Below are 21,800 nucleotides of genomic sequence, written 5' to 3'. Positions count from 1 at the left end.
CAGCGCATCCCCTATATGGCGGCCCATGGCCGAACCGCTTGCCCTGTATGTCCATTGGCCGTTTTGCGTGTCGAAATGTCCCTATTGTGACTTTAACAGCCATGTGCGCGAGAGCGTGGATCAGGCGGAGTGGTGCGACGCCTTGCTCGCCGATCTGCGGCATGAGGCGGCACTGCTGCCGGGGCGCACGGTCGGGTCGATTTTCTTTGGTGGTGGTACGCCCAGCCTGATGCCGCCCGCGACCGTCGCGACGGTGATCGCGGCGGCGGGCGATGTGTGGGACCTCGCGGATGACGTCGAGATCACGCTGGAGGCGAACCCCAATTCGGTCGAGGTGGCCAATTTCGCCGATCTCGCCGCTGCGGGGGTGAATCGCGTTTCGATAGGGGTTCAGAGCTTCGATTCGGAAGTGCTTGAATTTCTGGGCCGCGCACACAGCGAGAATGAGGCGCGCCGCGCTATCGCGACGGCGCAGGAGCATTTCGCGCGCGTCAGCTTTGACCTGATCTACGCGCGGCCCGCGCAGTCGATGGCGGCGTGGGAAAGCGAACTGGCGGGCGCGCTCGCCTTCGGCACCGACCATCTTTCGCTCTATCAGCTCACCATCGAACCCGGCACGCGGTTCGCGACGCTCGCGGCGAAAGGCGACCTCACCATCCCCGATGGCGATGCTGCCGCTGACTTGTTCGATATGACGCAGGCTATGACGCGCGCCGCGGGATTGCCGCGCTACGAAGTGTCAAACCACGCGCGCGTCGGGCAGGAGAGCCGCCATAACCTCGCTTACTGGCGCTACGCCGATTATGCCGGCGTCGGCCCCGGTGCGCACGGGCGGCGATTGGGGCAGGCGACCGAACGGCACAAGAAGCCCGAGAATTTCGTCGCCGCGGTGGAACGCAACGGTCATGGGCTGAAGGTCGAAAGCGACCTGCCAGCTGCCGAACGCGCGACCGAGGCGATGCTGATGGGGCTGCGGCTGACTGAAGGGATCGATCTGGCGCGGATCGAAGCGCGGAGCGGGCTGGCGCGCGACGCGTTCGTCGATGCGGGTGCGGTGGCACGGCTCGCGAAGCAGGGGCTGATGACGCACGACGGCGACCGGATTGCCGTCACCGACGACGGCATATTGTTACTCGACTCGATCCTTTCCGAGGTTGTCAAAACCCACTAGCTTGCTCTCGGTCCGTTCGTGTCGAGTGAAGTCGAGATGCCCCTCGACCTTGCGCGCCGCGGAGGGGCATCTCGACTTCGCTCGATGCGAACGGGAATGGGGATATGGTTTGCCGCAGCATTTGATCCGCGACTGGGATGCCCATCTGGCGCACGAGAAGCGCCGGTCGGAGCATACGCGCCGCGCCTATATCGCAACTGCCGGGCGGTTTTGCGCCTTTCTGTCGCGGCATCGCGGCGGCGCGGTCGATGCGCGCATGCTGAAGGCGCTGACCCCGAACGATCTGCGCTCCTATCTCGCCGACCGCCGCGCCGAGGGGCTCGGCAATGCATCGGCGGCGCGCGAGCTTTCTGCGCTGCGCGGCTTTCTGCGCTTTGTCGGCGGATCGGGCGCCAGCGTGCCGCAGATGCGCGGGCCGCGGGTGAAGAAGGGCCTGCCGCGCCCGGTGTCGCCCGCCGAAGCGCTCGCGCTGGCGCAGGATGTCGAGGACAATGCGCGCGAGGGCTGGGTCGGCGCGCGCGATTTTGCGCTGCTCTTGCTGCTCTATGGCGCGGGGCTGCGCATCGGCGAGGCGCTGTCGCTGACGGGCGCGGTATTGCCCCTCGGCGAGACGCTGCGCGTTACGGGCAAACGGGGCAAGACGCGGATCGTGCCGATCCTTCCAGCGGTCGCCAGCGCGGTGTCACGCTATGTCGAAGCCTGCCCCTGGCCGATCGCCAAGGATGCGCCGATCTTCGTCGGCGCGCGCGGCGGGCCGCTCCAGCCCGGCGTGGTGCGTGCGAGCGTGCGGTCGGCGCGGCGCGCATTGGGCCTTCCCGAACGCACGACCCCGCACGCGCTGCGCCACAGTTTCGCGACGCATTTGCTCGCGGGCGGCGCCGATCTGCGCAGTCTGCAGGAGTTGCTCGGCCATGCGAGCCTTGCCTCGACGCAGGTCTATACCGCGGTTGATGCCGCGCATCTGCTCGACATCTACCGCAGCGCACACCCGCGCGCCTAATCGGCCTGCTTCGGCTTCCAGGTGATGACGCGGTAGATATAGACGACGACGAGCGAGCCGATCGCGACCAGCGCGACGGGGCCGACAAAGGCGTCGAGATTCGCGAACTTTCCGCCGAACCAGTTACCGGCGCCCGCGAGCGCGGCGATCCAGATCGTCGATCCGGCGGCGGTCCAGGTCAGGAATTTCGCCTGGTTCATCTTCACCATGCCCGCGGGCAGCGACACCATCGTCCGCGCGACGGGCATGAAGCGCGCCACGAAAATGATCGCGGGGCCATATTTCAGGAAGAAATTGTGGAGCCGCTCGACCTCCGCCCAGTCGAGCGTCAGCCAGCGGCCGTGTCGGTCGATGAAGGGCTTGAGCCGTTCATAGCCTATCCAGCGGCCGATGCCGTACCAGACCCAATTGCCTGCGGTCGTGCCCGCGACCGCGACCGCGACGAGCGTCCAGAAATCGAAATGGCCTTTGGCAACTGCGATGCCGCCGAGCCCCATGATCACCTCGGATGGGATCGGCGGAAACACATTTTCGAGGAACATGAGGACGAAGATCCCCGCATAGCCCCAGCTCTGGATCAGATTGAGTATGAAATCGGTCATGAGGAGGGAACGCGCGGGCGCGTCAGCCGATCCGCCGCACGATGGCGTCCCAGATCAATCCCGCCGTATCGCTGTTGTTGAAACGGTCGATCGCGACGATCCCGGTGGGCGAGGTGACGTTGATTTCGGTGAGCCATTCGCCGCCGATCACATCGATGCCGACGAAGACGAGGCCGCGTTCGCGGAGCTGCGGGCCGAGCACGTCGCAAATCTCCTGCTCGCGCGGGGTCAGTTCGGCCGCCTCGGCAAAACCGCCGACCGCGAGGTTCGAGCGGAATTCGCCTTCACCGGGCTTGCGGTTGATCGCGCCGGCGACCTCGCCGTCGACGAGCACGATGCGCTTGTCGCCTTTCGACACGCTCGGCAGGAATTGCTGGACCATGAAAGGTTCGGGCCACACCTGTCCGAACAGCTCGACGAGTGCGCCGAGGTTGCCGCCGTCGGCATCGATCTTGAACACCGCCTTGCCGCCATTGCCGTGGAGCGGCTTGATCACGACCGCGCCGTGGCGTGCCTGAAAATCCTTCACCGCGTCGAGGCTGCGCGTGACCATCGTCGGCGGCATGAATTCGGGAAAATCGAGCACGAACACTTTTTCGGGGGCGTTGCGCACCGATACGGGGTCGTTGACGACAAGTGTCTGGCCCGCGAGACGTTCGAGCAGCCATGTACCGGTGAGATAGCCGAGGTCGAAGGGCGGGTCCTGCCGCATCAGCACGACATCGACGTCGCGGCCGAGATCGAGCAGCACCTCGTCGCCGAATTTATAGTGGGCGCCCGCTTCACGCTGCGCCGCGATGATGCGGTGCGCCTTCGTCGTCAGCCGCCCAGCCTCCCAGGTCAGTCCGCGCACATCGTAATGATAGAGTTCGTACCCGCGTTCGAGCGCCTTCAGGATCAACGCAAAACTGCTGTCGCCCCCGATGTTGATATTGTCCATCGGGTCCATTTGTACCGCGGCGCGCAGGATCATTATTTCTTCCTCAGGGTTGCCAGACGTGGACCAGATGGCGTGGCAGGCGCCCTGGCGCAAGGAGCATCACGTCGATCCTGATGTCGTCGCGCGGGCCGGCGAAGCGCGGGCGCAGCATTTCGGCGGCGGCGGCGACGCGGCGCAGGCGATAATGGTCGATCGCGAGGTCGAGGTCGGCGGCGCGGTCGCGCCATTTGACCTCGATAAAGGCGATCGTGCGCCCGCGCCGGGCGACGAGATCGACTTCGCCGACGGGGACGCGCAGCCGCTCGCCGATTATGCGCCAGCCGTGGAGGCGCAGCCACCATGCGGCGCGGCGTTCGGCCTTGCGCCCGCGCGCTTCGGCGGTGGCGCGGTTCAAGCCTGCTCTTTCAGCGTCAGCGCGCGCGCATAGACGTCATGACGGTCGAGGCCGAAACGTTTGGCGACCGCCTTCGCCGCCTGCGCGACGGGCTTGTCGGCCATCGCTTCGCGGAGCGCCGAGTCGAGTGTTGCATCGTCGGCTTCCTCGGTGGCGGCTTCGCCGGGCGGGCCGACGACGACGACGATCTCGCCCTTGGGCGGCGCGTCGGCATAGCGCGCGGAAAGCTCGGTCAGCGTGCCGGTGACGCATTCCTCGAACATCTTGCTGATCTCGCGCGCGACGGCGGCCTCGCGATTGCCGAGCCCTTCGGCCATCGCCGCGAGCGACGCCGACAGCCGCGGCCCGCTTTCGTAAAACACCAAGGTCGCGCGCAGCCCGGCGAACTCGGCGAGCGTGTCGGCGCGTCCCTTGGCCTTGTTCGGCAGGAAGCCCGCGAACAGGAAGCGGTCGCTCGGCAGGCCTGACAGGGTGATCGCGGCGATCGCAGCGCAGGGGCCGGGCAGGGTCGTGACGTGGCGACCGGCTGCGCGGGCGTCGCGGACGAGCTTGTAGCCGGGGTCCGAAATCAGCGGGGTTCCCGCGTCCGACACCAAAACGACGACGTCTTGCTCCATCCGCGCAACCAGAGCGGCGCGCGTGCGTTCGTCGCTATGATCATGATAGGGGGTCATCGGCACACGCAATCCCAGATGCGACAGCAGTTTCGCGGTCACACGCGTGTCCTCCGCGGCGATTACGCCGGCGGAGGCGAGCGTCGTCGCCGCGCGCGTGCTGATGTCGCCAAGGTTGCCGATGGGCGTCGCGACGATATAGAGACCGGGCAAGGGAGAATCTGAGATGTTCGAATCTGGCATGACGCCGAAAATGGCAGAAACTGCCGACCAGCGCCAAATTAAAGCATCGCCGCGCCGCCAAATGTTACGCGGGCTGGGTGTGATGGCGATGGCGGGGTTGCTCGCGGCGTGTCAGGTGGTGCCGAAATCCAACGGCCCGGCGACCCCGCCGCCCCCGACGAACCCCGACGACAATGTCGGCCCCGGCTTGCCGACCGACGCTGATCGCCACCGCGTCGCGCTGCTCGTGCCGCAGACGGGCGCCAACGCCGACGTCGGCACCGCGATCGCCAACGCGACGACGCTGGCTTTGCTCGATTCGCGCACCGAACGTGTCCGCATCACCACCTATGACACCGCGCTCGGCGCTGCCGCAGCGGCGCGGCAGGCGGTTGCCGACGGCAACAAGCTGATCCTCGGCCCGCTGCTCAGTGAAGATGTCACCGCGGTCGCGCCGATCGCGCGCGCGGCGAAGGTGCCGGTGCTGAGCTTCTCGAACGACAGTGGCGTCGCGGGCAACGGCGTCTTCATCATGGGCTTCGTCCCCGGCCAGTCGGTCGAGCGCGTCGTCGCCTTTTCACGGGGCAAAGGCCATCAGCGCTTCGGCGCGCTTGTGCCCAAGAATGTCTATGGCGACCGCTCGGCAGCGGCGTTCCGCGCCGCGGTGGCGGAAGCAGGCGGCACGCTCGTCGCAGTCGAAAGCTATGACCGCAGCGCGACCGCACTCACCGGCGCGGCGCGGCGCCTCGCCAACGCGGGTGCGATGGACGCAGTGCTGATCGCCGACAGCGGCGGCAACGCCATTCGCGCGGTGCCGGTGATCAAGACCACGGGGAACAAGCAGATTCTCGGCACCGAACTGTGGAACACCGACGCCGCGCTCGGCAGCAGCGCGGTGATGCGCGGGGCGTGGTTCGCCAGCGTTTCGGACGGCCTCTATGGCCAGCTCGCGACCAAATATCGCACGCGTTTTGGCAAGACGCCGTACCGGCTTGCGAGTCTCGGGTATGACTCGGTGCTGCTGACGGTGCGCATCGCGCGCGACTGGAAACCGGGCACCAATTTCCCTGCGAACCGGCTGCTCGCCGCCGACGGTTTTGGCGGCATCGACGGCATCTTCCGTTTCAGCAACCGGGGTATCGCTGAGCGTGCGCTCGAGGTCAGTGAAATCGGTGCGGGCGGGTTCCGCGTCGTCGATCCCGCGCCGACCAAATGGTAGTCGCCTCTGACAGTGGCAGAGCGGCCACAGTCAGCCCGAAAAGCGTTATAAGGTGAGCGTCGCGGCCTTTACGACGGCGCTTTGATCACTATATGACCACCACGCGTGTTTTTGCGTCGATGCTGCACGCCTATTTTAAATGTTCCAGGAGATACAGCTATACCACCGCCCATGACCCGTCGCCCAATGGCACCGATGCCGCCCAAAAACGGCCCGCGTTACAACGAATTTATCGCCTCCCCCAAAGTCCGCGTGATCGACGAGGAAGGCGAAAATCTGGGCGTGATGCTGACGGCCGAAGCGATTGAGCAGGCGGCTTCCGTCGGGCTAGACCTGGTTGAAGTATCCCCGAACGCCGATCCGCCGGTGTGTAAATTCCTCGACGTCGGCAAGTTCAAGTATGAGGCGCAGAAAAAGGCGAACCTCGCACGCAAGAGCCAGAAGACGCAGGAAATCAAAGAGATCAAGATGCGTCCGAATATCGACGATCATGATTTCGACGTGAAGATGCGCAAGGTGTTCGATTTCCTCGAGGAAGGCGACAAGGTCAAGATGACCATGCGTTTCCGCGGCCGCGAAATGAGCCACACCCAGCTCGGCCTGAACGTGCTCCAGCGCGTCGCCGAACTGACGTCGGAAATCGCGAAGGTCGAGGCGCATCCGCGCACCGAAGGTCGCCAGATGCTGATGGTGATCGCGCCGAAATAGGGCGCGACCGGCTCAGCCGAGACGAAATTCGAGGGCGGTCGTTCCGATGGGGCGGCCGCCCTTTTCGTATCGGCGTTCGATCATCTTGACGTCGCCGTCCGCCGAAATCGCGACGAGCGTCGAGGCGCGCGTGCCATAGACCTCGCCGCGCAGGAACAGCGCGGGGTCGTCCTCGGCCATCAGCGTGTCAAGCAGGCCCTCGGGGTCGCCGCCGTCCGCGACCGTCGCATCGAGGGCAAGGCGCAGCCGCTCGGCGCGCGGGCAGGGCGCATCAACGGGCTCGTTGGCGAGCGCATGGACGCCGGGCTGGAGCGGCATGATCAGCGGGACCGGCCGGTTGGTGAGCAGCCGCGTATTGCCGTCGCCCACCGCGAAGAGGTTGAACGCATTGAAGCGCGGCAGATCGTCGGCTGCGGGGTCGGCAAAGCGTCCTTCGCCCCGCAGCATGTTCGACACCAGCGCACCGCGCGACTCCTTCGCGGGATCGGGCATCGCACCTCGGACATTGGTCACGACCACGGCGCGGCCGCTTGGACGATGAACCCCAAGCCATGTCCCGCCGGCCTGCAGGTCGCGGCCCGCGACGATCCCGCTGCCATCGCCCCATTCGGCGAGCGGCGCGGCAGCGCGCGCGTGGAGCTCGTCGCGATTGCCGATGAGGATGAGGGGCCAGTCGGGATGGGCTTTGTGAGCAAGGGCGACGACGCACATGCTGCGCATATCGGGGCTCGCCACCCGCTTGCCAAGCTTCTTGACAAATCGCTTGATTGAATGTTCAATCAACTCATCTTGAGGGAGGACGGTTGTGGCCGACGAATTCGAGAAAATGGGCAAAAGCCTCCGTGCCAAGACCGGCAAGGGGCTGGACGAATGGGTCGCCGCGGCACGCGCGACGGGCATCGCCGGCCATATGTCGCTGGTGAACCACCTGAAATCCGAACATGGGCTTGGGCACGGCTACGCCAATATGATCGTGCATGCCGCCAACGAGTCGTCGTCGCTGTCGCAGGACGACGACTCGCTGGTCGCGGCGGCGTTCGACGGCGCCCGGGCGCATTGGCGGCCGCTCTATGACCGGCTGACCCGGCTGGTGCAGGGGTTTGGGAACGACGTCGAACTGGCGCCGAAGAAGGGTTATGTCAGCCTCCGCCGCAAGAAGCAGTTTGCACTTCTCCAGCCCTCGACCAAGGACCGCTTCGACATCGGCCTCGCGCTTAAGGGCGAGGAGCCCGCAGGTAAGCTCGAAGCCGCGGGCAGCTGGAACGCGATGGTCTCGCACCGTGTGCGGATCGCCGCCGATGCCGAGGCGGGCGACGATGTGGCGGGCTGGCTCCGCGCCGCCTATGATCGTACCGGATAGGGGGAAGCCATTGAACGCCGCCGACACGCGCCAGCGCATCCTGATGACCGCGATGGAACTGTTCTGGGAGAAGGGCTATCTCTCGACCTCGGTCGCCGACATTCTTTCGCGCAGCCAGGTGCATTCGGGCAGCCTCTATCATTTCTTCCCGGGCAAGCAGGACGTGCTGGTTGGGGTGCTCGAACTCTATCGCGATGGGATCGACGAAATGCTGCTCGCCCCCAACTGGGAGGGAGTCGTCGATCCGATCGACAAGATTTTCGCGCTGCTCGCGGGCTATCGCACGCATCTGATCGTCACCGATTGTACTTATGGTTGCCCGATCGGCAGCCTCGCGCTTGAGATCCACGAGCCCGATCCGGTGGTGCGCGACCTGATGGCGGCGAACTTCAGCAATTGGTCCACCGCGATCGCGGGCTGCTTCGATGCCGCCGCCGATCGCCTTCCGAAGGGCGCCGATCGCAAGGCGCTCGGCGAATTCGTGCTCACGGTGATGGAGGGCGCGGTCATGCAGGCGCGCACCTATCGCGACATCGGTTATTTCGACCGCAACATTGCTGTATTGCGGGACTATATCACCACGTTGATGGCGACGGCAAAGGATGATAGCTTCGCCTGACTTTCTGGAGGGGGAGACTTATGATGACCGAAGTGCGCAAAACACCCTGGCACCTGTGGGTGGTCGGGGCGGTGTCGCTGATCTGGAACGCCTTCGGCGCGATGGATTATACGATGACCAAAATGGGCAATGCGGAATATCTCGCGGCCTTCACGCCCGAACAGCAGGCCTATTTCGCCAGCTTTCCCGTCTGGGCGAACATCGGCTGGGCGCTTGGGGTATGGGGAGCGCTGCTCGGTTCGCTGCTCCTCCTCGTGCGCAGCCGCCACGCGGTAACGGCATTCCTCGTCTCGCTGATCGGGCTGGCGCTCAGCAGCGTTTATCAATTCGGCATGCACTATGGCGACCTGATGCGGATGTTCGGCGCCTTTCCGATGATTTTCACCGCAGTGATCTGGGTGATCGCGATCGGGCTCTTCCTTTACGCGCGATCGCAAGCGGCAAAGGGTGTGCTGCGCTGACTCAGCGTAGCAAGCTCGTCATCCCGGCCTTTGCCGGGATGACGAGCTTGGAAAGACGGTAGTTTGGGTTACCGCCCCCGGATGAAAGCGCGCACGTCGGCCGACAATTTATGCCGGTCCTCGTCGCGGATATACATCATGTGGCCCGCGCCATAATAGGTGTAGCTGATGCGATCCTGCGGGATGCCGGTGCGCGACAGCGCATATTCGGCGGCGAAAAAGGGCGTCGCGAAATCATAATAGCCCTGCGCGACGAGCACCTTCAGCCCCGAATTCTCGCGCAGCGCCTGCCCGATATACGGCGCAACGTTGAGGTAGCTATTGCTGTCGCGATCGCCGATCCGCCAGTCCCACTGCCCGCCAATCCGGCCGATCGATTGATATTCGCGGTCGGTCTTGAACCCCAGCCCGTCGCGGCTCCAGCTGTTGATTGCGGCGGTATAGCTCGCGTCGATGCCATAGAAACTGGGGTCGTTGTCGGGGCCTTCGCCCGCGCTGTCATAATCCTTGCCGGTGTAGCGGCTGTCGAGGCGGCCGACGGTCAGCCCGCGGTCGCGCAGCAGTTCCTTGTAGAAACGGTTCGGCGTGACGCGGAGGTCGGCGTTTTCGAGGAAGGTTTCGGACAGGCCGGTGAAGCGCGACAATTCGCGGCGGATCGCGGCGCGTTCCTCACCCTGCAATTTCTGACCCTTGAGCAGCGCGGTGGCATAGGGGCCGATCGCCCATTGCCGTGCTTCCTCGACGAACCCCTCGACCGACGGCGCTGTCGCCTTGCCATGATAGAGCGCGGTCGCGGCCATCGAGGGCAGGTTGGTGATCGGCGATAATTCATTGCCCGGGGTGTCGGCGCCCGCCGCGAAATCGAGCACGGTCGAGATCAGGATGATGCCGTTCAGCGCAACGTCGTTGTAGGTCTCGTTCATCAGCTGGTTGGCGACCGCCGCCGAGCGCGTCGTGCCATAGCTTTCGCCGCCCAGATATTTGGGGCTGTTCCAGCGGCCGTTGTCGTTCAGCCAGCGGCGGATCACCTCGGCGACCAGCTTCGCGTCCTGCGTCACCCCGTAATAATCCTTGGGGTCGGCCTTGCCGATCAGGTGCGAAAATCCCGTGCCCGGCGGATCGATGAAGACGACGTCGGTGACGTCGAGCAGCGCGTCGGGGTTGTCGACGATCGGATAGGGCGGGGCGCCGTCGTCGACGCCGGTGCCGGGGATCGCGACGCGCTTCGGCCCGAAGGCTCCCATCATCAGCCAGACGGTGCCCGATCCGGGGCCGCCGTTGAACAGGAAGGTGATCGGCCGGGCGGGGTCGCGCGGTTCCTTGACATAGGAGGTGGTGACGACCGCGACTTCGGGCACGCCGTCCTTGTTCTTGATGATCGTCTCGCCGATCGTCGCGGCATAGTTGATCCGCTGGCCGCCGAAGGTGCCCGACAGCTTGGTAGTGCGAACCTGCGGTTCGACCTCGGCGGGCTTTTCAGCCCTCGCCTTGTCTTCGGCAGGCTTGTCCTGCGCGTAAAGGACGGCGGGCGCAGCGGCAGCAAGCGCCAGGGTGATAAGCGACAGACCTGTTTTCATTAGTGGTTCTCCCCGTTTTCGGGGCGGACCCTAGGCAGCGTCAAGCATGGCGGCAAGAGCGCTTGTCGGAAAACGTATACGTTTTGTCGAAGCGCATCGAAGATGAGGCAGATGTAATCCCGCCTCACCGGCGCGACAGAATCCGGTCCATCACCCAAGCAGTGTGCGCGCCGCTTTCGCCCGTCGAAGGATGCTTCGCACGGCCGGCGAGATGATCGCGCATCGCTTCGACGTAAAAATACTGGATGGTGGGCGGATTGGCGATGACCGTCTCGATATGTTCATCACCGCACACGAGTCGGAACGGTTCTTCGTCGAATATCGAAAAGATGATGTGGCCGGCGCTGCGGGTAATTTCGACCCGGTCCTGTCGTTCGGCCGCGCCGAAGTTCCAGCTTCCCGATCCGGTAACGCCGCCCTTGTGCAGCCAGCATCCGGTCACTGCGTCGGCCGCGCTGTACCGACCCTGCTGGTTGACGGCGAAGCCCGCGACATCCTCCACCTCGCCGAACAGCCAAGAGAAGAGGTCGAGGCCGTGGCTCGCGAGGTCGTCGAAATAGCCGCCGGGCGCGACCGCGGCGTCGACGCGCCAGTTGGCATCCGACAAATCGGCGGGGCTGGCCGGCTTGGTTAGCGCCCAGTGGATGTGACGGACGGTCCCGATCGCGCCGTCGTCGAGCCATGCCTTGACCTGCCGGAAGCGGGGAAGCGAACGGCGATAATAGGCAATGAAGAGCGGCAATCCCCGATCGGCAAAGGCGTCGCGGATACGGAGCGACGCGGCACGGTCGGGCGCCATCGGCTTTTCGATGCAGCAGGGCTTGCCCGCCCGGGCGACTTCGAGCGCATAGGCTTCGTGGCTGTCGGGGGGCGTCGCAATATAGACGGCGTCGATATCGGGGGCGTGGATCAGTGTCGCCGCGCTGTCGAAGATTTGCGGGACGCCGTGACGCGTCGCATAATCCTCGGCCTTCGCGCGGGTCCGGCTGAAGACGCCATGCAAGGCAAATCCTTCGACCTGTTGATAGGCGGGTGCGCTTTTGCGCTCGGTCACGTCGCCGCAACCGATCATGCCCCAGCGGATCAGGGTCATCGGATCGTCACCGCCCCCACTTGGTCTTGCTCTGCTTGCCGAAGCGGCCCTTGCGCGTGCCGGGCTTGCCCTCGTTCGAGCGGCCGACGCGCGGTGCGACCTGCTGATCGGCGGGCAGCCCGAGTTCGTCGGCTTCGAGCTTGCGGATCTCGTCGCGCAGGCGGCCGGCTTCCTCGAATTCGAGGTCGGCCGCCGCATCGCGCATCTTCTTTTCGAGGTCCTGGATGTACGCGCGCAAATTATGTCCGACCATGTGCGCGGGCTTGTCGTCGCCGATGTCGATCGTCACCTGATCCTTCGACGCGACATGCGCGATGATGTCGCCGATGTTGCGCTTGATCGTCGTCGGGGTGATGCCGTGCGCGACATTATATTCGGTCTGCTTTTCGCGGCGGCGGTCGGTTTCGCGCATTGCGCGTTCCATGCTGCCGGTGATGCGGTCGGCGTAGAGGATGACGCGCCCGTCGACGTTGCGCGCGGCGCGGCCGATCGTCTGCACCAGCGAGGTTTCGCTGCGCAAAAAGCCTTCCTTGTCGGCGTCGAGGATCGCGACGAGCCCGCATTCGGGAATGTCGAGCCCTTCGCGCAGCAGGTTGATGCCAATGAGCACGTCGAACACCCCGAGACGCAGGTCGCGGATGATCTCGATACGCTCGAGCGTCTCGACGTCCGAGTGCATGTAGCGCACCTTCAGCCCCGCTTCGTGGAGGAATTCGGTGAGATCCTCGGCCATGCGCTTGGTGAGCGTCGTGACGAGGGTGCGGTAACCCGCCGCAGCGGTCTTTTTCGCCTCGACGATCAGGTCGTCGACCTGCTCCTCGACCGGCTTGATCTCGACAGGCGGATCGATCAGCCCGGTCGGGCGGATCACTTGTTCGGCGAAAACGCCCTGGGTGCGATCCATCTCCCACGTGCCCGGGGTTGCCGACACGCTGACCGTCTGCGGGCGCATCATGTCCCATTCGGCAAAGCGCAGCGGCCTGTTGTCGATACAACTCGGCAGGCGGAAGCCATATTCGGCCAGCGTGATCTTGCGGCGATGATCCCCCTTCGACATCGCGCCGATCTGCGGGATCGTCTGGTGGCTCTCGTCGACGAACAGCAGCGCGTTGTCGGGCAGATATTCGAACAGGGTGGGCGGCGGCTCGCCGGGCAGTCGGCCGGTGAGGAAGCGGCTGTAATTCTCGATGCCCGCGCAGCTGCCCGTCGCAGCGATCATCTCGAGGTCGAAATTGGTGCGCTGTTCGAGCCGCTGCGCTTCGAGCAGGCGCCCCTCGGCCTCGAGTTCCTTCAGCCGTTCGGCGAGTTCGTGCCGGATCGCCTCGCTCGCCTGCTTGAGCGTCGGGCCGGGGGTCACATAGTGCGAGTTGGCGAAGACGCGGACATAGTTGAGGGTTGCGATCTTCTTGCCGGTCAGCGGGTCGAACTCGGTGATTTCCTCGATCTCGTCGCCGAAGAAGCTGACGCGCCACGCCATGTCCTCATAGTGCGAGGGGAAGATTTCGAGGCTGTCGCCGCGGACGCGGAAATTGCCGCGCGCGAAGGCCTGGTCATTGCGCTTATATTGGAGCGCGACGAGCTTGCGGATGATCTCGCGATTGTCGGCGACCTGGCCCTTTTTGAGGTCGAAGATCATCGCCGAATAGGTCTCGACCGATCCGATACCGTAAAGGCACGACACCGATGCGACGATGATGACGTCGTCGCGTTCGAGCAGCGCGCGCGTCGCCGAGTGGCGCATGCGGTCGATCGCCTCGTTTACCGAGCTTTCCTTCTCGATGTACGTGTCCGAGCGCGGCACATAGGCTTCGGGCTGGTAATAGTCGTAATAGCTGACGAAATATTCGACCGCATTGTTGGGGAAGAAGCTTTTGAACTCGCCATAAAGCTGCGCCGCGAGGATCTTGTTCGGCGCGAGGATGAGGGCGGGGCGTTGCAGTTCGTCGATGACTTTCGCCATCGTGAAGGTCTTGCCCGATCCGGTGACGCCGAGGAGCACCTGATCGCGCTCGCCGTCGAGCGCGGTCGACACCAGTTCCTTGATCGCGGTAGGCTGGTCGCCCGCGGGCTCATAATCGCTAACTAGCTCGAATCGTTTGCCGCCTTCGACCTTGTCGGGGCGGGCCGGGCGATGCGGGACATAGCCCTCCGCCGTGTCGATTTCATCGAGCGATGTACGAATCTGAATTGCCATTGCTGCCAATATGGTATCGATGGGGCGGGTCCACAATCGCAATGAATCAAAACAAAGCCCCCAAACGGATAGTCACAGGAGACAGGGTATGAAGAAATTTCTGACGGTCGCCGCCATCGGCGCCCTCATCGCGGTGTCGGGTTGCGGCAAGAGCGAGAATGCGGCCGCCAGCGGCCCCGTGAAACGCGAAGCCGGTAACTGGAAGACCGACGTCAAGCTGGTGAAGTTCGAAATGCCCGGCATGCCGCCCGAGGCGAAGGACCAGATGACGAAGATGATGGAAGGCGCCAGCGGCATGGACCAGTGCTTCACGCAGGAACAGGTCGACAAGGAAGACATCGCGGCCGAACTCGCCAAGGGTCCGGGCAACGGCGGCGAGTGCAAATGGTCGAAGAAGGATGTCGCGGGCGGCAAGATCGACATTGCGGGCACCTGTACGCAGAACGGCCAGACGGTCGACATGGCGATGGCGGGCACGATGGATGCCAAGAAGAACGACGTGACCATCACGACCAAGGGCAAAGCCCCGACCGGCGGCGACATGGAAATGGTCATGCAGATGACCAGCGTCCACACCGGTCCGTGCAAGGCACCGGCCACGACCTAAGTCCTGCATCTTTTGATGAAAAATAATGGGGCGTCGGTGGAAACCGGCGCCCCTTTCGTATATGCAGCAAAAAATGGGGGTCGCAAATATGCCTGGTTATGGGACGTTGGGCGCCGACGAGCTGACATGTGCGCGGGCCCGCGCCTTTCGTATCGAAGCCGCCTGAATTTGACCGGCTGGCTCGACCGCCGCGGGACCCCGCTCTGGCTCGGCCTCGCCGCCGGGCTGCTCGCGGTCGCTGCGGGATTATTGGCGGGCGGCGATGCCGCCGAGCGCGCGGGGCTGGCAGCGCGGTGGACCGCGCGCGCCGGCCTGCCGCTGTTCCTTGTTGCATTTCTGGCATCGACGCTGGTGCGCCGCTGGCCGGGCGCGACAACGCGCGCGCTGCTTCGACGGCGGCGGCAATGGGGGCTGGGCTTCGCGCTCGCCCACACGATCCACCTCGTCGCGCTGGGAATCAACGTCATCGTCTATGCGCCGGGGCGGACCTGGCAGTCGCTCATCGGTGGCGGGCTCGCCTATGTCGTCCTCTTTCTGATGGCGCTGACCTCGACCGACGGGTGGCAGCGGCGGCTGGGCCAATGGTGGGGGCACCTGCACCGGTTCGGTATCTACTATATCTGGTTCATTTTTACCGCGAGCTATGCCGGGCGTGCCTTTGGCGCCGATCCGGGCAAGCGGGTCGTCGGTATCGTCTTTGGCAGTGTCATGGTCGCGGCGCTCGCGCTGCGCCTGTGGCCAGCACGGCGCGCGGAGGGAAGAGCGGGGAATGTCGACTTGCCGGGCGACAGAACAGGTGGGGCTGTCGGGCCGCCCGGCGAAGTCTTGAAATGAGGCCTGAGGGGGATCGAATGGTGCCAGGGACCAGCTCGCACCTTTCGCCTTTTGGCCTCAACACCGCGTCATCGTAGGAATGCCGCGATGCCCAAAGGATGCCACAGTTTCGAAACCGTGGCAGTTACAAGGGGTCACATGCCGCGATGTTGCCATTTGATAACCAATCCTTAACCGGTTTTCGCGTTTTTCCTCGCAGATTGGCGATGGGCTTTTCTTCTGATATGGCGTGCGGCCGCCTTGTTACCGTTACGTCGAAGTAACAATGGGTGGCCGCGCTTGTTGATTGGCGTATCACCCGCACCGCCCGACAGGGGTATTTGAGGGTAGCATGGACCAGGCGAAAACGAACGAGACACAGGACCCCGCCGAGGTCGATCGGATCATCGCGGGAGAACTCGAGAGGTTGCTCGATTCCCCGATGTTCACCCGCTCGCCGGTGCTGTCACGGCTGCTCCAATTCCTTGTCGAACATCGTCTTCGCGGCGGGCGAAGCTCGCCCAAGGCCTATGCGATCGCGACTGAGGCGCTCGGCCGCAGCGAAGATTTCGACCCGGCGGTCGACAGCTATCCGCGCGTCATGGTGGGGCGGCTGCGCAGCCTACTCGACCGCTATTATGCCGACACGCCGTGGGTTCATCGGCTGCGCGTGCCGCAGGGCAGCTATGAAGTTGTCGTCCAGTATCGCTCGGCGCCGCCGTCGGCGCGATCGGCCGACGATCCGGCAGGCGAAGATGACTTCAAGACCGCAGGCCCCGCTGGCGCCGCGGGGCGGCCGGCGGGGTCCGGCGGCGTCCGGCGCCCGCACGACCGCGGCGCCCGATTTGGCCGCTGGCTCGTCGTTCTGATCCTCCTCGCGCTCGCGCTGTTTACGCTCTGGACGCTCCGCGGCGGGTCCGACCGGCTGTTCGTCGGCGACCCGGTGCCGGTTCCCCTGCTCGAAGTCAGCGCGCCAGTCGCAGGAAATCTGCCCGAATCGCGCGCGCTTGCCCGGGCGCTCGATGGAAAGCTGCGCGACGGGCTGCGGCGCTTCGATCTCGTCGACCTTTTGAGTTCGAAGACCCCCGGCAGCGCCGCTACCGGGGCCACAGACTACCGGCTCGACACTTCGCTCGTCCGCACGGTCGAGGGCAATACCGACGTCACGCTCGTTCTCAACCGCGTCGCGGACCAGCGCGCCATCTGGTCGCAACAACTGCGCGTGACACAGGATGAAACGCCCGAATTTACCGCCATCGAGCCGCTGATCGCGCAGCTTGCCGGGGACTATGGCGTGATCGTGCGCGATCAGGTCCAGCGCCAACCCGACAATTTCTCGCCCGGTTTCCCGTGCCTCGCGCAGTTCAACCGGATGCGCCAGATGCGCAATGTCGCGAACGCGAAACAGGTCGACGCCTGCCTGCGTGCGACGATCAAGGCCAACCCGCGCGATCCCGTCACGCTCACCGCACTGTCGCTCGTGCGCTATGGCGACTGGCAACCGCATCGCATGACGCCGGCGGGGCGCGAGGCGTTTGCCGAAGCGCTGGCGCTGGCGCAGCGCTCCTATGAAAGCAGTCCGAATTCGTCGGCCGGCCTGTTCGCGATGGCGCGCGCCAATTTCTATACGGGCAATTGCGCCGGCGGTAATGCGATGGGCGACGCCGCGATCGCGCTCAACCCTTACGATGCCGACATGGCGGGCTTTCTCGGCCTGTTCAAACTGACGTGCGGGATGGGGCCGGAGGGTGAGCTGTTGCTTCGGCGGTCGCTCCAGCTCGATTCCTCCTATCCCGGCGTTCCGGCGGTCACGCTCGCCTTCACCCTGTCGCAGCGCGGCGAACAGGATGAGGCGCGACGGATCCTCGATCAAATGCCATCGCCGAGCAATATGGAGCCGCAATATATGATGGTGCGCGCGATCGTGCAGGCGCGGCAGGGCCAGGTGGCCGAGGCGCGCGCGCAATGGCAACGCCTGCTCGCCTATACGCGCCAACCCGCCGATGCGACGCCCGAGCAGGTGCTGGGCCGGTTCATCATCACCCCGGTGGTGATCCAGCGCGCCTCGGCCGCGCTTCGCGATTCGGGTATCGTCCCCGCCAAATCGGCGCCTTGACGCTGCGCCGGGCGCTGCGCAGAGTGGCGCCATGCTCTCGCTTCTAGCCCTGCTGACTTCGGTCGCGTCGCCCGCCCCCGCCGCCGTGGCAGTGCATTTCAACCGCGAAGGACAGGTCGAGACGCGCGTCGCCCAGGGGCTGGCCGACCGGGCGAGCGGCCGCGCGATCGCGCCCGACGATCCGGTGCGCGTCGCTTCTGTCTCCAAGCTGATCGTCGCGCTCGGCGTGCTGCGGCTGGTCGAGGCGGGCAAGCTCGATCTCGACCGCGACGTGTCGGACTATCTCGGCTGGCGGCTGCGCCATCCCGCTTATCCCGACCGGCCGATCAGCCTGGCGCAGTTGCTGGGGCACCGGTCCGGGCTCAACGACGAAACCGACTATGCACTGCCGCTGGATGCCGATCTCGAAACCGCGCTCGGCAATCCGGCCGCTTGGGACAAGGCGCGTCCGCCGGGCGGCGACTTCGCCTATGCCAATTTCAACTATCCGGTCGTTGCCGCGGTGATCGAGGGCGCAACCGGCGAGCGGTTCGACAAGGCGATGACGCGGCTCGTTTTTCGCCCGCTCGGTGTCGATGCCTGTTTTAACTGGCCGACCTGCAGCGACGCGGCGGTCGCGCGTGCGGTCGTGCTGTACGATACCGCCGGCAATGTCGTCCGCGATGACTTGAGGGGCGCGCGGCCGGCCTGTCCGGTCGTGCCGGCGGCGAATGGCAGCTGCGACCTCGGCGTCTATCGACTTGCCCGCCACGGCGCGGGTTTCAGCCCGCAGGGCGGCGTGCGCATTTCGGCGAACGGCCTCGCGCGCATCGGCGTCATGCTGCTGCGCCGCGGCGACAGGTTCCTGAAACCTGAAAGCATTGCCCGGCTCGAAGCGATGGCGCGCGTCCATCCGACGAGCGGCGAGGGGACGGGCGGCTTTTTCTGCGAATATGGCATAGCTATGCACAGCACGGGCGGTCCGGCGCTCGGCGATCCGGCCTGCCGCGACGACCTGTTCGGCGACGGCCGCCTGCGCCTCGGCCATTCGGGCGACGCCTATGGATTGCGCTCGGGCCTGTGGTTCGACCTTGAAGGCGGCGATGGCATTGCCTATTTCGTCACGCAGGTGCCGGAGGGGCAGAAAGGGACACGGTCGGCTTACAGCGCTGCGGAGGAAGTCTTGGTCGATACGGCGCTTCGCCGCGCGGCCGATGCCAGCCCTCTTGCCAGCCCCGCCCACGGGCACTAGGGCAATTTTCAACATTCACGACATAGTCAGAAAAAAGGAACTGTGCATGAGCGATTCGGCCGAAAAGGTTAAGAAGATCGTCGTCGAACATCTGGGCGTCGAAGCCGACAAGGTCACCGAAGAAGCGAGCTTCATCGACGATCTGGGCGCCGACAGCCTCGACATCGTCGAGCTGGTGATGGCGTTCGAAGAAGAATTCGGCGTCGAAATCCCCGACGATGCGGCGGAAAAAATCGCCACCGTCAAGGACGCGATCGACTATATCGAAGCGAACAAGGGCTAAGCCCCTGCGGTCCGGCCCCGCCGGAGCCGCCCACGCGTTTCCGGCTTCCCGGTCCCGAGCGTTCGCGCGCAGAGGCCGGGAAGCTTTTTTTATGGATATGCGTTTTCTTGAATGACGCGGCGCCCTGCGGGGGCAGGGGCCGATGAAAGGAATGACTATGCGCCGGGTTGTGGTGACGGGTTTGGGTTTGGTGACGCCGCTGGGCGCCGATGTGGAAACCACATGGGCCAATCTGCTCGCGGGCAAATCGGGCGCCGGGACGATCACCCATTTCGATGCGTCGGATCAGAAATGCACGATCGCGTGCGAAGTGAAGGGCCCCGAACACGAATATGGTTTCGACCCGGGCAAGCGCGTCGACCACAAGGTCCAGCGCCAGGTCGATCCTTTCATCATCTATGGCATCGACGCCGCGGGGCAGGCGATCGAGGACGCCGGCCTTGAGGATATGCCCGAGGAAATGAAGCTGCGCGCGGGCTGCTCGATCGGCTCGGGCATCGGCGGCCTGCCGGGCATCGAAAGCGAAAGCTTGCTGCTCGCCGAAAAGGGCCCGGGCCGCGTGTCGCCGCACTTCGTCCACGGCCGTTTGATCAACCTGATCTCGGGTCAGGTCAGCATCAAATATGGCCTGCAAGGCCCCAACCATGCGGTTGTCACCGCCTGCTCGACCGGGGCGCATTCGATCGGCGACGCCGCGCGGATGATCCGCGACGATGATGCCGACATCATGCTCGCGGGCGGCGCCGAGGCGACGATCTGCCCGATCGGCATCGCGGGCTTCGCGCAGGCGCGCGCGCTCAATATGAGCTATAACGACCGGCCGGAACAGGCGAGCCGCCCCTATGACAAGGACCGCGACGGTTTCGTCATGGGCGAGGGCGCGGGTGTCGTCGTGCTCGAGGAATATGAGCATGCCAAGGCGCGCGGCGCAAAGATTTACGCCGAGGTCGTCGGCTATGGCCTGTCCGGCGACGCCTATCATGTGACCGCGCCGCACCCCGACGGTTCGGGCGCGTTCCGCTCGATGGAAATGGCGCTGAAAAAGGCGGGCATGACCGTCGCGGACATCGACTATATCAACGCGCACGGCACGTCGACGATGGCCGACACGATCGAGCTCGGCGCGGTTAAGCGCCTGTTCGGCAATGAAATCGCCAATGTGTCGATGAGCTCGACCAAGTCCGCCATCGGCCACCTGCTCGGCGGCGCCGGTGCGGTCGAGACGATCTTCTGCATCCTCGCGATCCGCGATCAGATCGTCCCCCCGACGCTCAACCTCGACAACCCCGACGAGGGCACCGACGGTGTCGACCTCGTCCCGCACAAGGCGAAGAAGCGCGAAGTGAAGGCCGCGCTCAACAACAGCTTCGGTTTCGGCGGCACCAACGCCAGCGTCATCGTCAAGGCGATCGACTAAGCCAAATCCCGTAATTCCTCATTGCCGCTTTCGCGGGAATGAGGATGATAGGGCTGACAGCAAAATCTCTTTCCTACATTTCACCGTCATGCTCTAGCAGGCAGCGAAATCGTTGAGCCGGTCTTAAAGCCACAAAGGACACAAAAAGACGCTCCACACGCGGGTTTTTTGTGGCTTTGAGCAGAATCATCCGATTGACGGGAGAAACAGGTGCATCCGTTCCGCTGGCTAACGATCGCGATCCTGGCGCTGTTGCTCGCCGCTTGCTCGGGCGGCGCGCCCAAAGATGCCGAGGTCGTGATACCTCCGGGCGCAAGCATCGCGAAAGCGGGCGAAATCCTCGAAGACGCCGGGCTCGTCTCGGCTTCGAGCTTTCGCAACGAGGCGCGCTTCTTCGGCTCGGACGATCCGATCAAGCCCGGTGAATATAAGGTCGAGAAGGGGATGGACGCGGGGGACATCCTCGAACTGTTCCAGTCGGGCAAGACGATCCAGCGGATGGTCATGATTCCCGAGGGCATGCCGTCGATCATGGTGTGGGAACGGCTGATGGCGGAAAAGCGGCTGAAGGGCGAAATCCCGGTTCCGGCCGAGGGCAGCATCCTTCCCGACAGCTACGCCTTCACCACCGGCGAAAGCCGCGCCGCCGTCGTCAAGCGCATGCAGGCGGCGATGGACAAGGCGTTCAACGAGCTTTGGGCCAAGCGCACGTCGCGCACCGCGGTGAAGGATCGCAATCAGGCGATGACGCTCGCGTCGATTGTCGAAAAGGAAACCGGCGTCGCCGCCGAGCGGCGCACCGTCGCGGGGGTCTATACCAACCGCCTCGGCGTCGGCATGCGGCTTCAGGCCGATCCGACGATCATTTATCCGATCACCAAGGGCAAGCCACTCGGCCGCCGCATCCTGCGGTCCGAAATTATCGCAGTGAACGGGTATAATACCTACAGCATGATCGGCCTGCCGCAGGGCCCGATCGCCAACCCCGGCAAGGCGTCGATCGCCGCGGTGCTCGATCCCGAAGCGAACGACTATCTCTTCTTCGTCGCCAAGGGCGACGGCGGCCACATCTTCGCGCGTACCCTCGCGGAGCATAATGCCAATGTGCAGAAATGGTATCAGCTGCGGCGCGACCGCGGGGAGATGGAGTAACCGTCTG

22 protein-coding genes are annotated in these 21,800 nt (G+C 64.7%); 14 read left to right on the top strand and 8 right to left on the bottom strand.

Translation table 11 applies throughout. The features are described from left to right. Positions 1–25: 25 nt before the first annotated feature. The gene (hemW, locus tag ASD73_RS06340) at positions 26–1,171 is read left to right on the top strand and encodes a radical SAM family heme chaperone HemW (RefSeq protein WP_056370763.1); all 1,146 of its coding nucleotides are present in this window, start codon (positions 26–28) and stop codon (positions 1,169–1,171) included. Between the two features lie 109 nt (positions 1,172–1,280). After that, positions 1,281–2,171, top strand: coding sequence for a tyrosine recombinase XerC (locus tag ASD73_RS06335; RefSeq protein WP_056370762.1), 891 nt, complete (start codon positions 1,281–1,283; stop codon positions 2,169–2,171). On the opposite strand, the gene ASD73_RS06330 is transcribed toward ASD73_RS06335, so the two are convergent. Genes ASD73_RS06330 through rsmI form a run of 4 tightly spaced genes read right to left on the bottom strand, consistent with a single transcriptional unit; the run spans position 2,168 to position 4,964 of the window. Continuing rightward, complete coding sequence (locus ASD73_RS06330) at positions 2,168–2,773, bottom strand: DedA family protein (protein WP_056370760.1); 606 nt, start codon at positions 2,771–2,773, stop codon at positions 2,168–2,170. The two genes, ASD73_RS06335 and ASD73_RS06330, sit on opposite strands and share 4 nt — an antisense overlap. Before the next feature lie 22 nt (positions 2,774–2,795). Further along, complete coding sequence (gene gshB / locus ASD73_RS06325) at positions 2,796–3,746, bottom strand: glutathione synthase (protein ID WP_056370758.1); 951 nt, start codon at positions 3,744–3,746, stop codon at positions 2,796–2,798. Between the two features lie 10 nt (positions 3,747–3,756). Further along, positions 3,757–4,107 (bottom strand): YraN family protein, encoded by a 351-nt coding sequence (locus ASD73_RS06320; RefSeq protein ID WP_056370756.1) that lies wholly within the window; start codon positions 4,105–4,107, stop codon positions 3,757–3,759. Continuing rightward, positions 4,104–4,964, bottom strand: a complete 861-nt coding sequence (gene rsmI, locus ASD73_RS06315) for a 16S rRNA (cytidine(1402)-2'-O)-methyltransferase (RefSeq protein ID WP_056370754.1) — start codon at positions 4,962–4,964, stop codon at positions 4,104–4,106. Before rsmI ends, ASD73_RS06320 begins: the two co-directional genes overlap by 4 nt. Before the next feature lie 61 nt (positions 4,965–5,025). Between rsmI and ASD73_RS06310 the strand changes: the two genes are divergently transcribed. Together ASD73_RS06310 and infC are read left to right on the top strand one after the other, a co-directional pair. Then, entirely contained in the window at positions 5,026–6,162 is a 1,137-nt protein-coding gene (locus ASD73_RS06310) for a penicillin-binding protein activator (protein WP_156377321.1), read from the top strand. A 171-nt stretch (positions 6,163–6,333) separates the two neighbouring features. Continuing rightward, positions 6,334–6,870: a translation initiation factor IF-3 gene (infC, locus tag ASD73_RS06305; protein ID WP_039572576.1), complete on the top strand. Its 537-nt coding sequence runs from the start codon at positions 6,334–6,336 to the stop codon at positions 6,868–6,870. A gap of 12 nt (positions 6,871–6,882) precedes the next feature. Here infC and ASD73_RS06300 read toward each other — a convergent pair whose 3' ends face one another. Continuing rightward, the gene (locus ASD73_RS06300; RefSeq protein ID WP_235534216.1) at positions 6,883–7,605 is read right to left on the bottom strand and encodes an NRDE family protein; all 723 of its coding nucleotides are present in this window, start codon (positions 7,603–7,605) and stop codon (positions 6,883–6,885) included. 70 nt (positions 7,606–7,675) lie between these two features. Between ASD73_RS06300 and ASD73_RS06295 the strand changes: the two genes are divergently transcribed. The 3 genes from ASD73_RS06295 to ASD73_RS06285 are packed head-to-tail and all read left to right on the top strand — an operon-like array spanning position 7,676 to position 9,310. Then, positions 7,676–8,230, top strand: coding sequence for a DUF4287 domain-containing protein (locus ASD73_RS06295; RefSeq protein ID WP_200934900.1), 555 nt, complete (start codon positions 7,676–7,678; stop codon positions 8,228–8,230). 10 nt (positions 8,231–8,240) lie between these two features. Continuing rightward, positions 8,241–8,849: a TetR/AcrR family transcriptional regulator gene (locus ASD73_RS06290; protein ID WP_056370753.1), complete on the top strand. Its 609-nt coding sequence runs from the start codon at positions 8,241–8,243 to the stop codon at positions 8,847–8,849. Positions 8,850–8,872: 23 nt separating this feature from the next. Further along, a complete protein-coding gene (locus ASD73_RS06285; protein ID WP_056373276.1) occupies positions 8,873–9,310 on the top strand; it encodes a hypothetical protein in 438 nt (145 codons plus the stop codon). A gap of 68 nt (positions 9,311–9,378) precedes the next feature. On the opposite strand, the gene ASD73_RS06280 is transcribed toward ASD73_RS06285, so the two are convergent. The 3 genes from ASD73_RS06280 to uvrB all read right to left on the bottom strand — a co-directional run bounded on the left by ASD73_RS06280 (position 9,379) and on the right by uvrB (position 14,174). After that, the gene (locus ASD73_RS06280; protein WP_056370751.1) at positions 9,379–10,887 is read right to left on the bottom strand and encodes a S10 family peptidase; all 1,509 of its coding nucleotides are present in this window, start codon (positions 10,885–10,887) and stop codon (positions 9,379–9,381) included. 124 nt (positions 10,888–11,011) lie between these two features. Next, on the bottom strand, positions 11,012–11,980 hold the full coding sequence (locus ASD73_RS06275) for a Gfo/Idh/MocA family protein (protein ID WP_056370749.1): 969 nt from the start codon (positions 11,978–11,980) through the stop codon (positions 11,012–11,014). A 7-nt stretch (positions 11,981–11,987) separates the two neighbouring features. After that, positions 11,988–14,174, bottom strand: coding sequence for an excinuclease ABC subunit UvrB (gene uvrB / locus ASD73_RS06270; RefSeq protein ID WP_056370747.1), 2,187 nt, complete (start codon positions 14,172–14,174; stop codon positions 11,988–11,990). Between the two features lie 88 nt (positions 14,175–14,262). Here uvrB and ASD73_RS06265 point away from each other — a divergent pair, with 88 nt between their 5' ends. The 7 genes from ASD73_RS06265 (at position 14,263) to mltG (ending at position 21,793) form a co-directional block, all read left to right on the top strand. After that, entirely contained in the window at positions 14,263–14,781 is a 519-nt protein-coding gene (locus ASD73_RS06265) for a DUF3617 domain-containing protein (RefSeq protein ID WP_056370746.1), read from the top strand. A 168-nt stretch (positions 14,782–14,949) separates the two neighbouring features. Then, complete coding sequence (locus ASD73_RS06260; RefSeq protein WP_156377320.1) at positions 14,950–15,615, top strand: hypothetical protein; 666 nt, start codon at positions 14,950–14,952, stop codon at positions 15,613–15,615. A 331-nt stretch (positions 15,616–15,946) separates the two neighbouring features. Then, positions 15,947–17,710 carry a tetratricopeptide repeat protein gene (locus ASD73_RS06255; protein ID WP_056370742.1) on the top strand — a complete coding sequence of 588 codons (1,764 nt, stop codon included), beginning with the start codon at positions 15,947–15,949 and terminating at the stop codon, positions 17,708–17,710. A gap of 31 nt (positions 17,711–17,741) precedes the next feature. Then, complete coding sequence (locus tag ASD73_RS06250) at positions 17,742–18,941, top strand: serine hydrolase domain-containing protein (RefSeq protein ID WP_056370741.1); 1,200 nt, start codon at positions 17,742–17,744, stop codon at positions 18,939–18,941. 46 nt (positions 18,942–18,987) lie between these two features. Beyond that, positions 18,988–19,224 (top strand): acyl carrier protein, encoded by a 237-nt coding sequence (locus tag ASD73_RS06245; protein ID WP_003039428.1) that lies wholly within the window; start codon positions 18,988–18,990, stop codon positions 19,222–19,224. A gap of 157 nt (positions 19,225–19,381) precedes the next feature. After that, on the top strand, positions 19,382–20,641 hold the full coding sequence (gene fabF / locus ASD73_RS06240; RefSeq protein ID WP_056370739.1) for a beta-ketoacyl-ACP synthase II: 1,260 nt from the start codon (positions 19,382–19,384) through the stop codon (positions 20,639–20,641). Between the two features lie 210 nt (positions 20,642–20,851). After that, positions 20,852–21,793, top strand: a complete 942-nt coding sequence (gene mltG / locus ASD73_RS06235) for an endolytic transglycosylase MltG (protein ID WP_056370737.1) — start codon at positions 20,852–20,854, stop codon at positions 21,791–21,793. Positions 21,794–21,800 lie beyond the last annotated feature (7 nt).

Origin of the sequence: Sphingopyxis sp. Root154 (genome assembly GCF_001427105.1) — a bacterium.
Lineage (GTDB): Bacteria > Pseudomonadota > Alphaproteobacteria > Sphingomonadales > Sphingomonadaceae > Sphingopyxis.
Note: the sequence above shows the minus strand (reverse complement) of the source record. Positions and strands in the feature narration are given on the sequence as shown.

Excerpts from the sequence above, each read along its gene's own strand:
- hemW (WP_056370763.1), top strand. The coding sequence starts at position 26 with ATGGCCGAACCGCTTGCCCTGTATGTCCATTGGCCGTTTTGCGTGTCG.
- ASD73_RS06330 (WP_056370760.1), bottom strand. The coding sequence starts at position 2,773 with ATGACCGATTTCATACTCAATCTGATCCAGAGCTGGGGCTATGCGGGG.
- gshB (WP_056370758.1), bottom strand. The coding sequence starts at position 3,746 with ATGATCCTGCGCGCCGCGGTACAAATGGACCCGATGGACAATATCAAC.
- rsmI (WP_056370754.1), bottom strand. The coding sequence starts at position 4,964 with ATGCCAGATTCGAACATCTCAGATTCTCCCTTGCCCGGTCTCTATATC.
- ASD73_RS06310 (WP_156377321.1), top strand. The coding sequence starts at position 5,026 with ATGTTACGCGGGCTGGGTGTGATGGCGATGGCGGGGTTGCTCGCGGCG.
- infC (WP_039572576.1), top strand. The coding sequence starts at position 6,334 with ATGACCCGTCGCCCAATGGCACCGATGCCGCCCAAAAACGGCCCGCGT.
- ASD73_RS06285 (WP_056373276.1), top strand. The coding sequence starts at position 8,873 with ATGACCGAAGTGCGCAAAACACCCTGGCACCTGTGGGTGGTCGGGGCG.
- ASD73_RS06280 (WP_056370751.1), bottom strand. The coding sequence starts at position 10,887 with ATGAAAACAGGTCTGTCGCTTATCACCCTGGCGCTTGCTGCCGCTGCG.
- ASD73_RS06275 (WP_056370749.1), bottom strand. The coding sequence starts at position 11,980 with ATGACCCTGATCCGCTGGGGCATGATCGGTTGCGGCGACGTGACCGAG.
- uvrB (WP_056370747.1), bottom strand. The coding sequence starts at position 14,174 with ATGGCAATTCAGATTCGTACATCGCTCGATGAAATCGACACGGCGGAG.
- ASD73_RS06265 (WP_056370746.1), top strand. The coding sequence starts at position 14,263 with ATGAAGAAATTTCTGACGGTCGCCGCCATCGGCGCCCTCATCGCGGTG.
- ASD73_RS06255 (WP_056370742.1), top strand. The coding sequence starts at position 15,947 with ATGGACCAGGCGAAAACGAACGAGACACAGGACCCCGCCGAGGTCGAT.
- ASD73_RS06250 (WP_056370741.1), top strand. The coding sequence starts at position 17,742 with ATGCTCTCGCTTCTAGCCCTGCTGACTTCGGTCGCGTCGCCCGCCCCC.
- ASD73_RS06245 (WP_003039428.1), top strand. The coding sequence starts at position 18,988 with ATGAGCGATTCGGCCGAAAAGGTTAAGAAGATCGTCGTCGAACATCTG.
- fabF (WP_056370739.1), top strand. The coding sequence starts at position 19,382 with ATGCGCCGGGTTGTGGTGACGGGTTTGGGTTTGGTGACGCCGCTGGGC.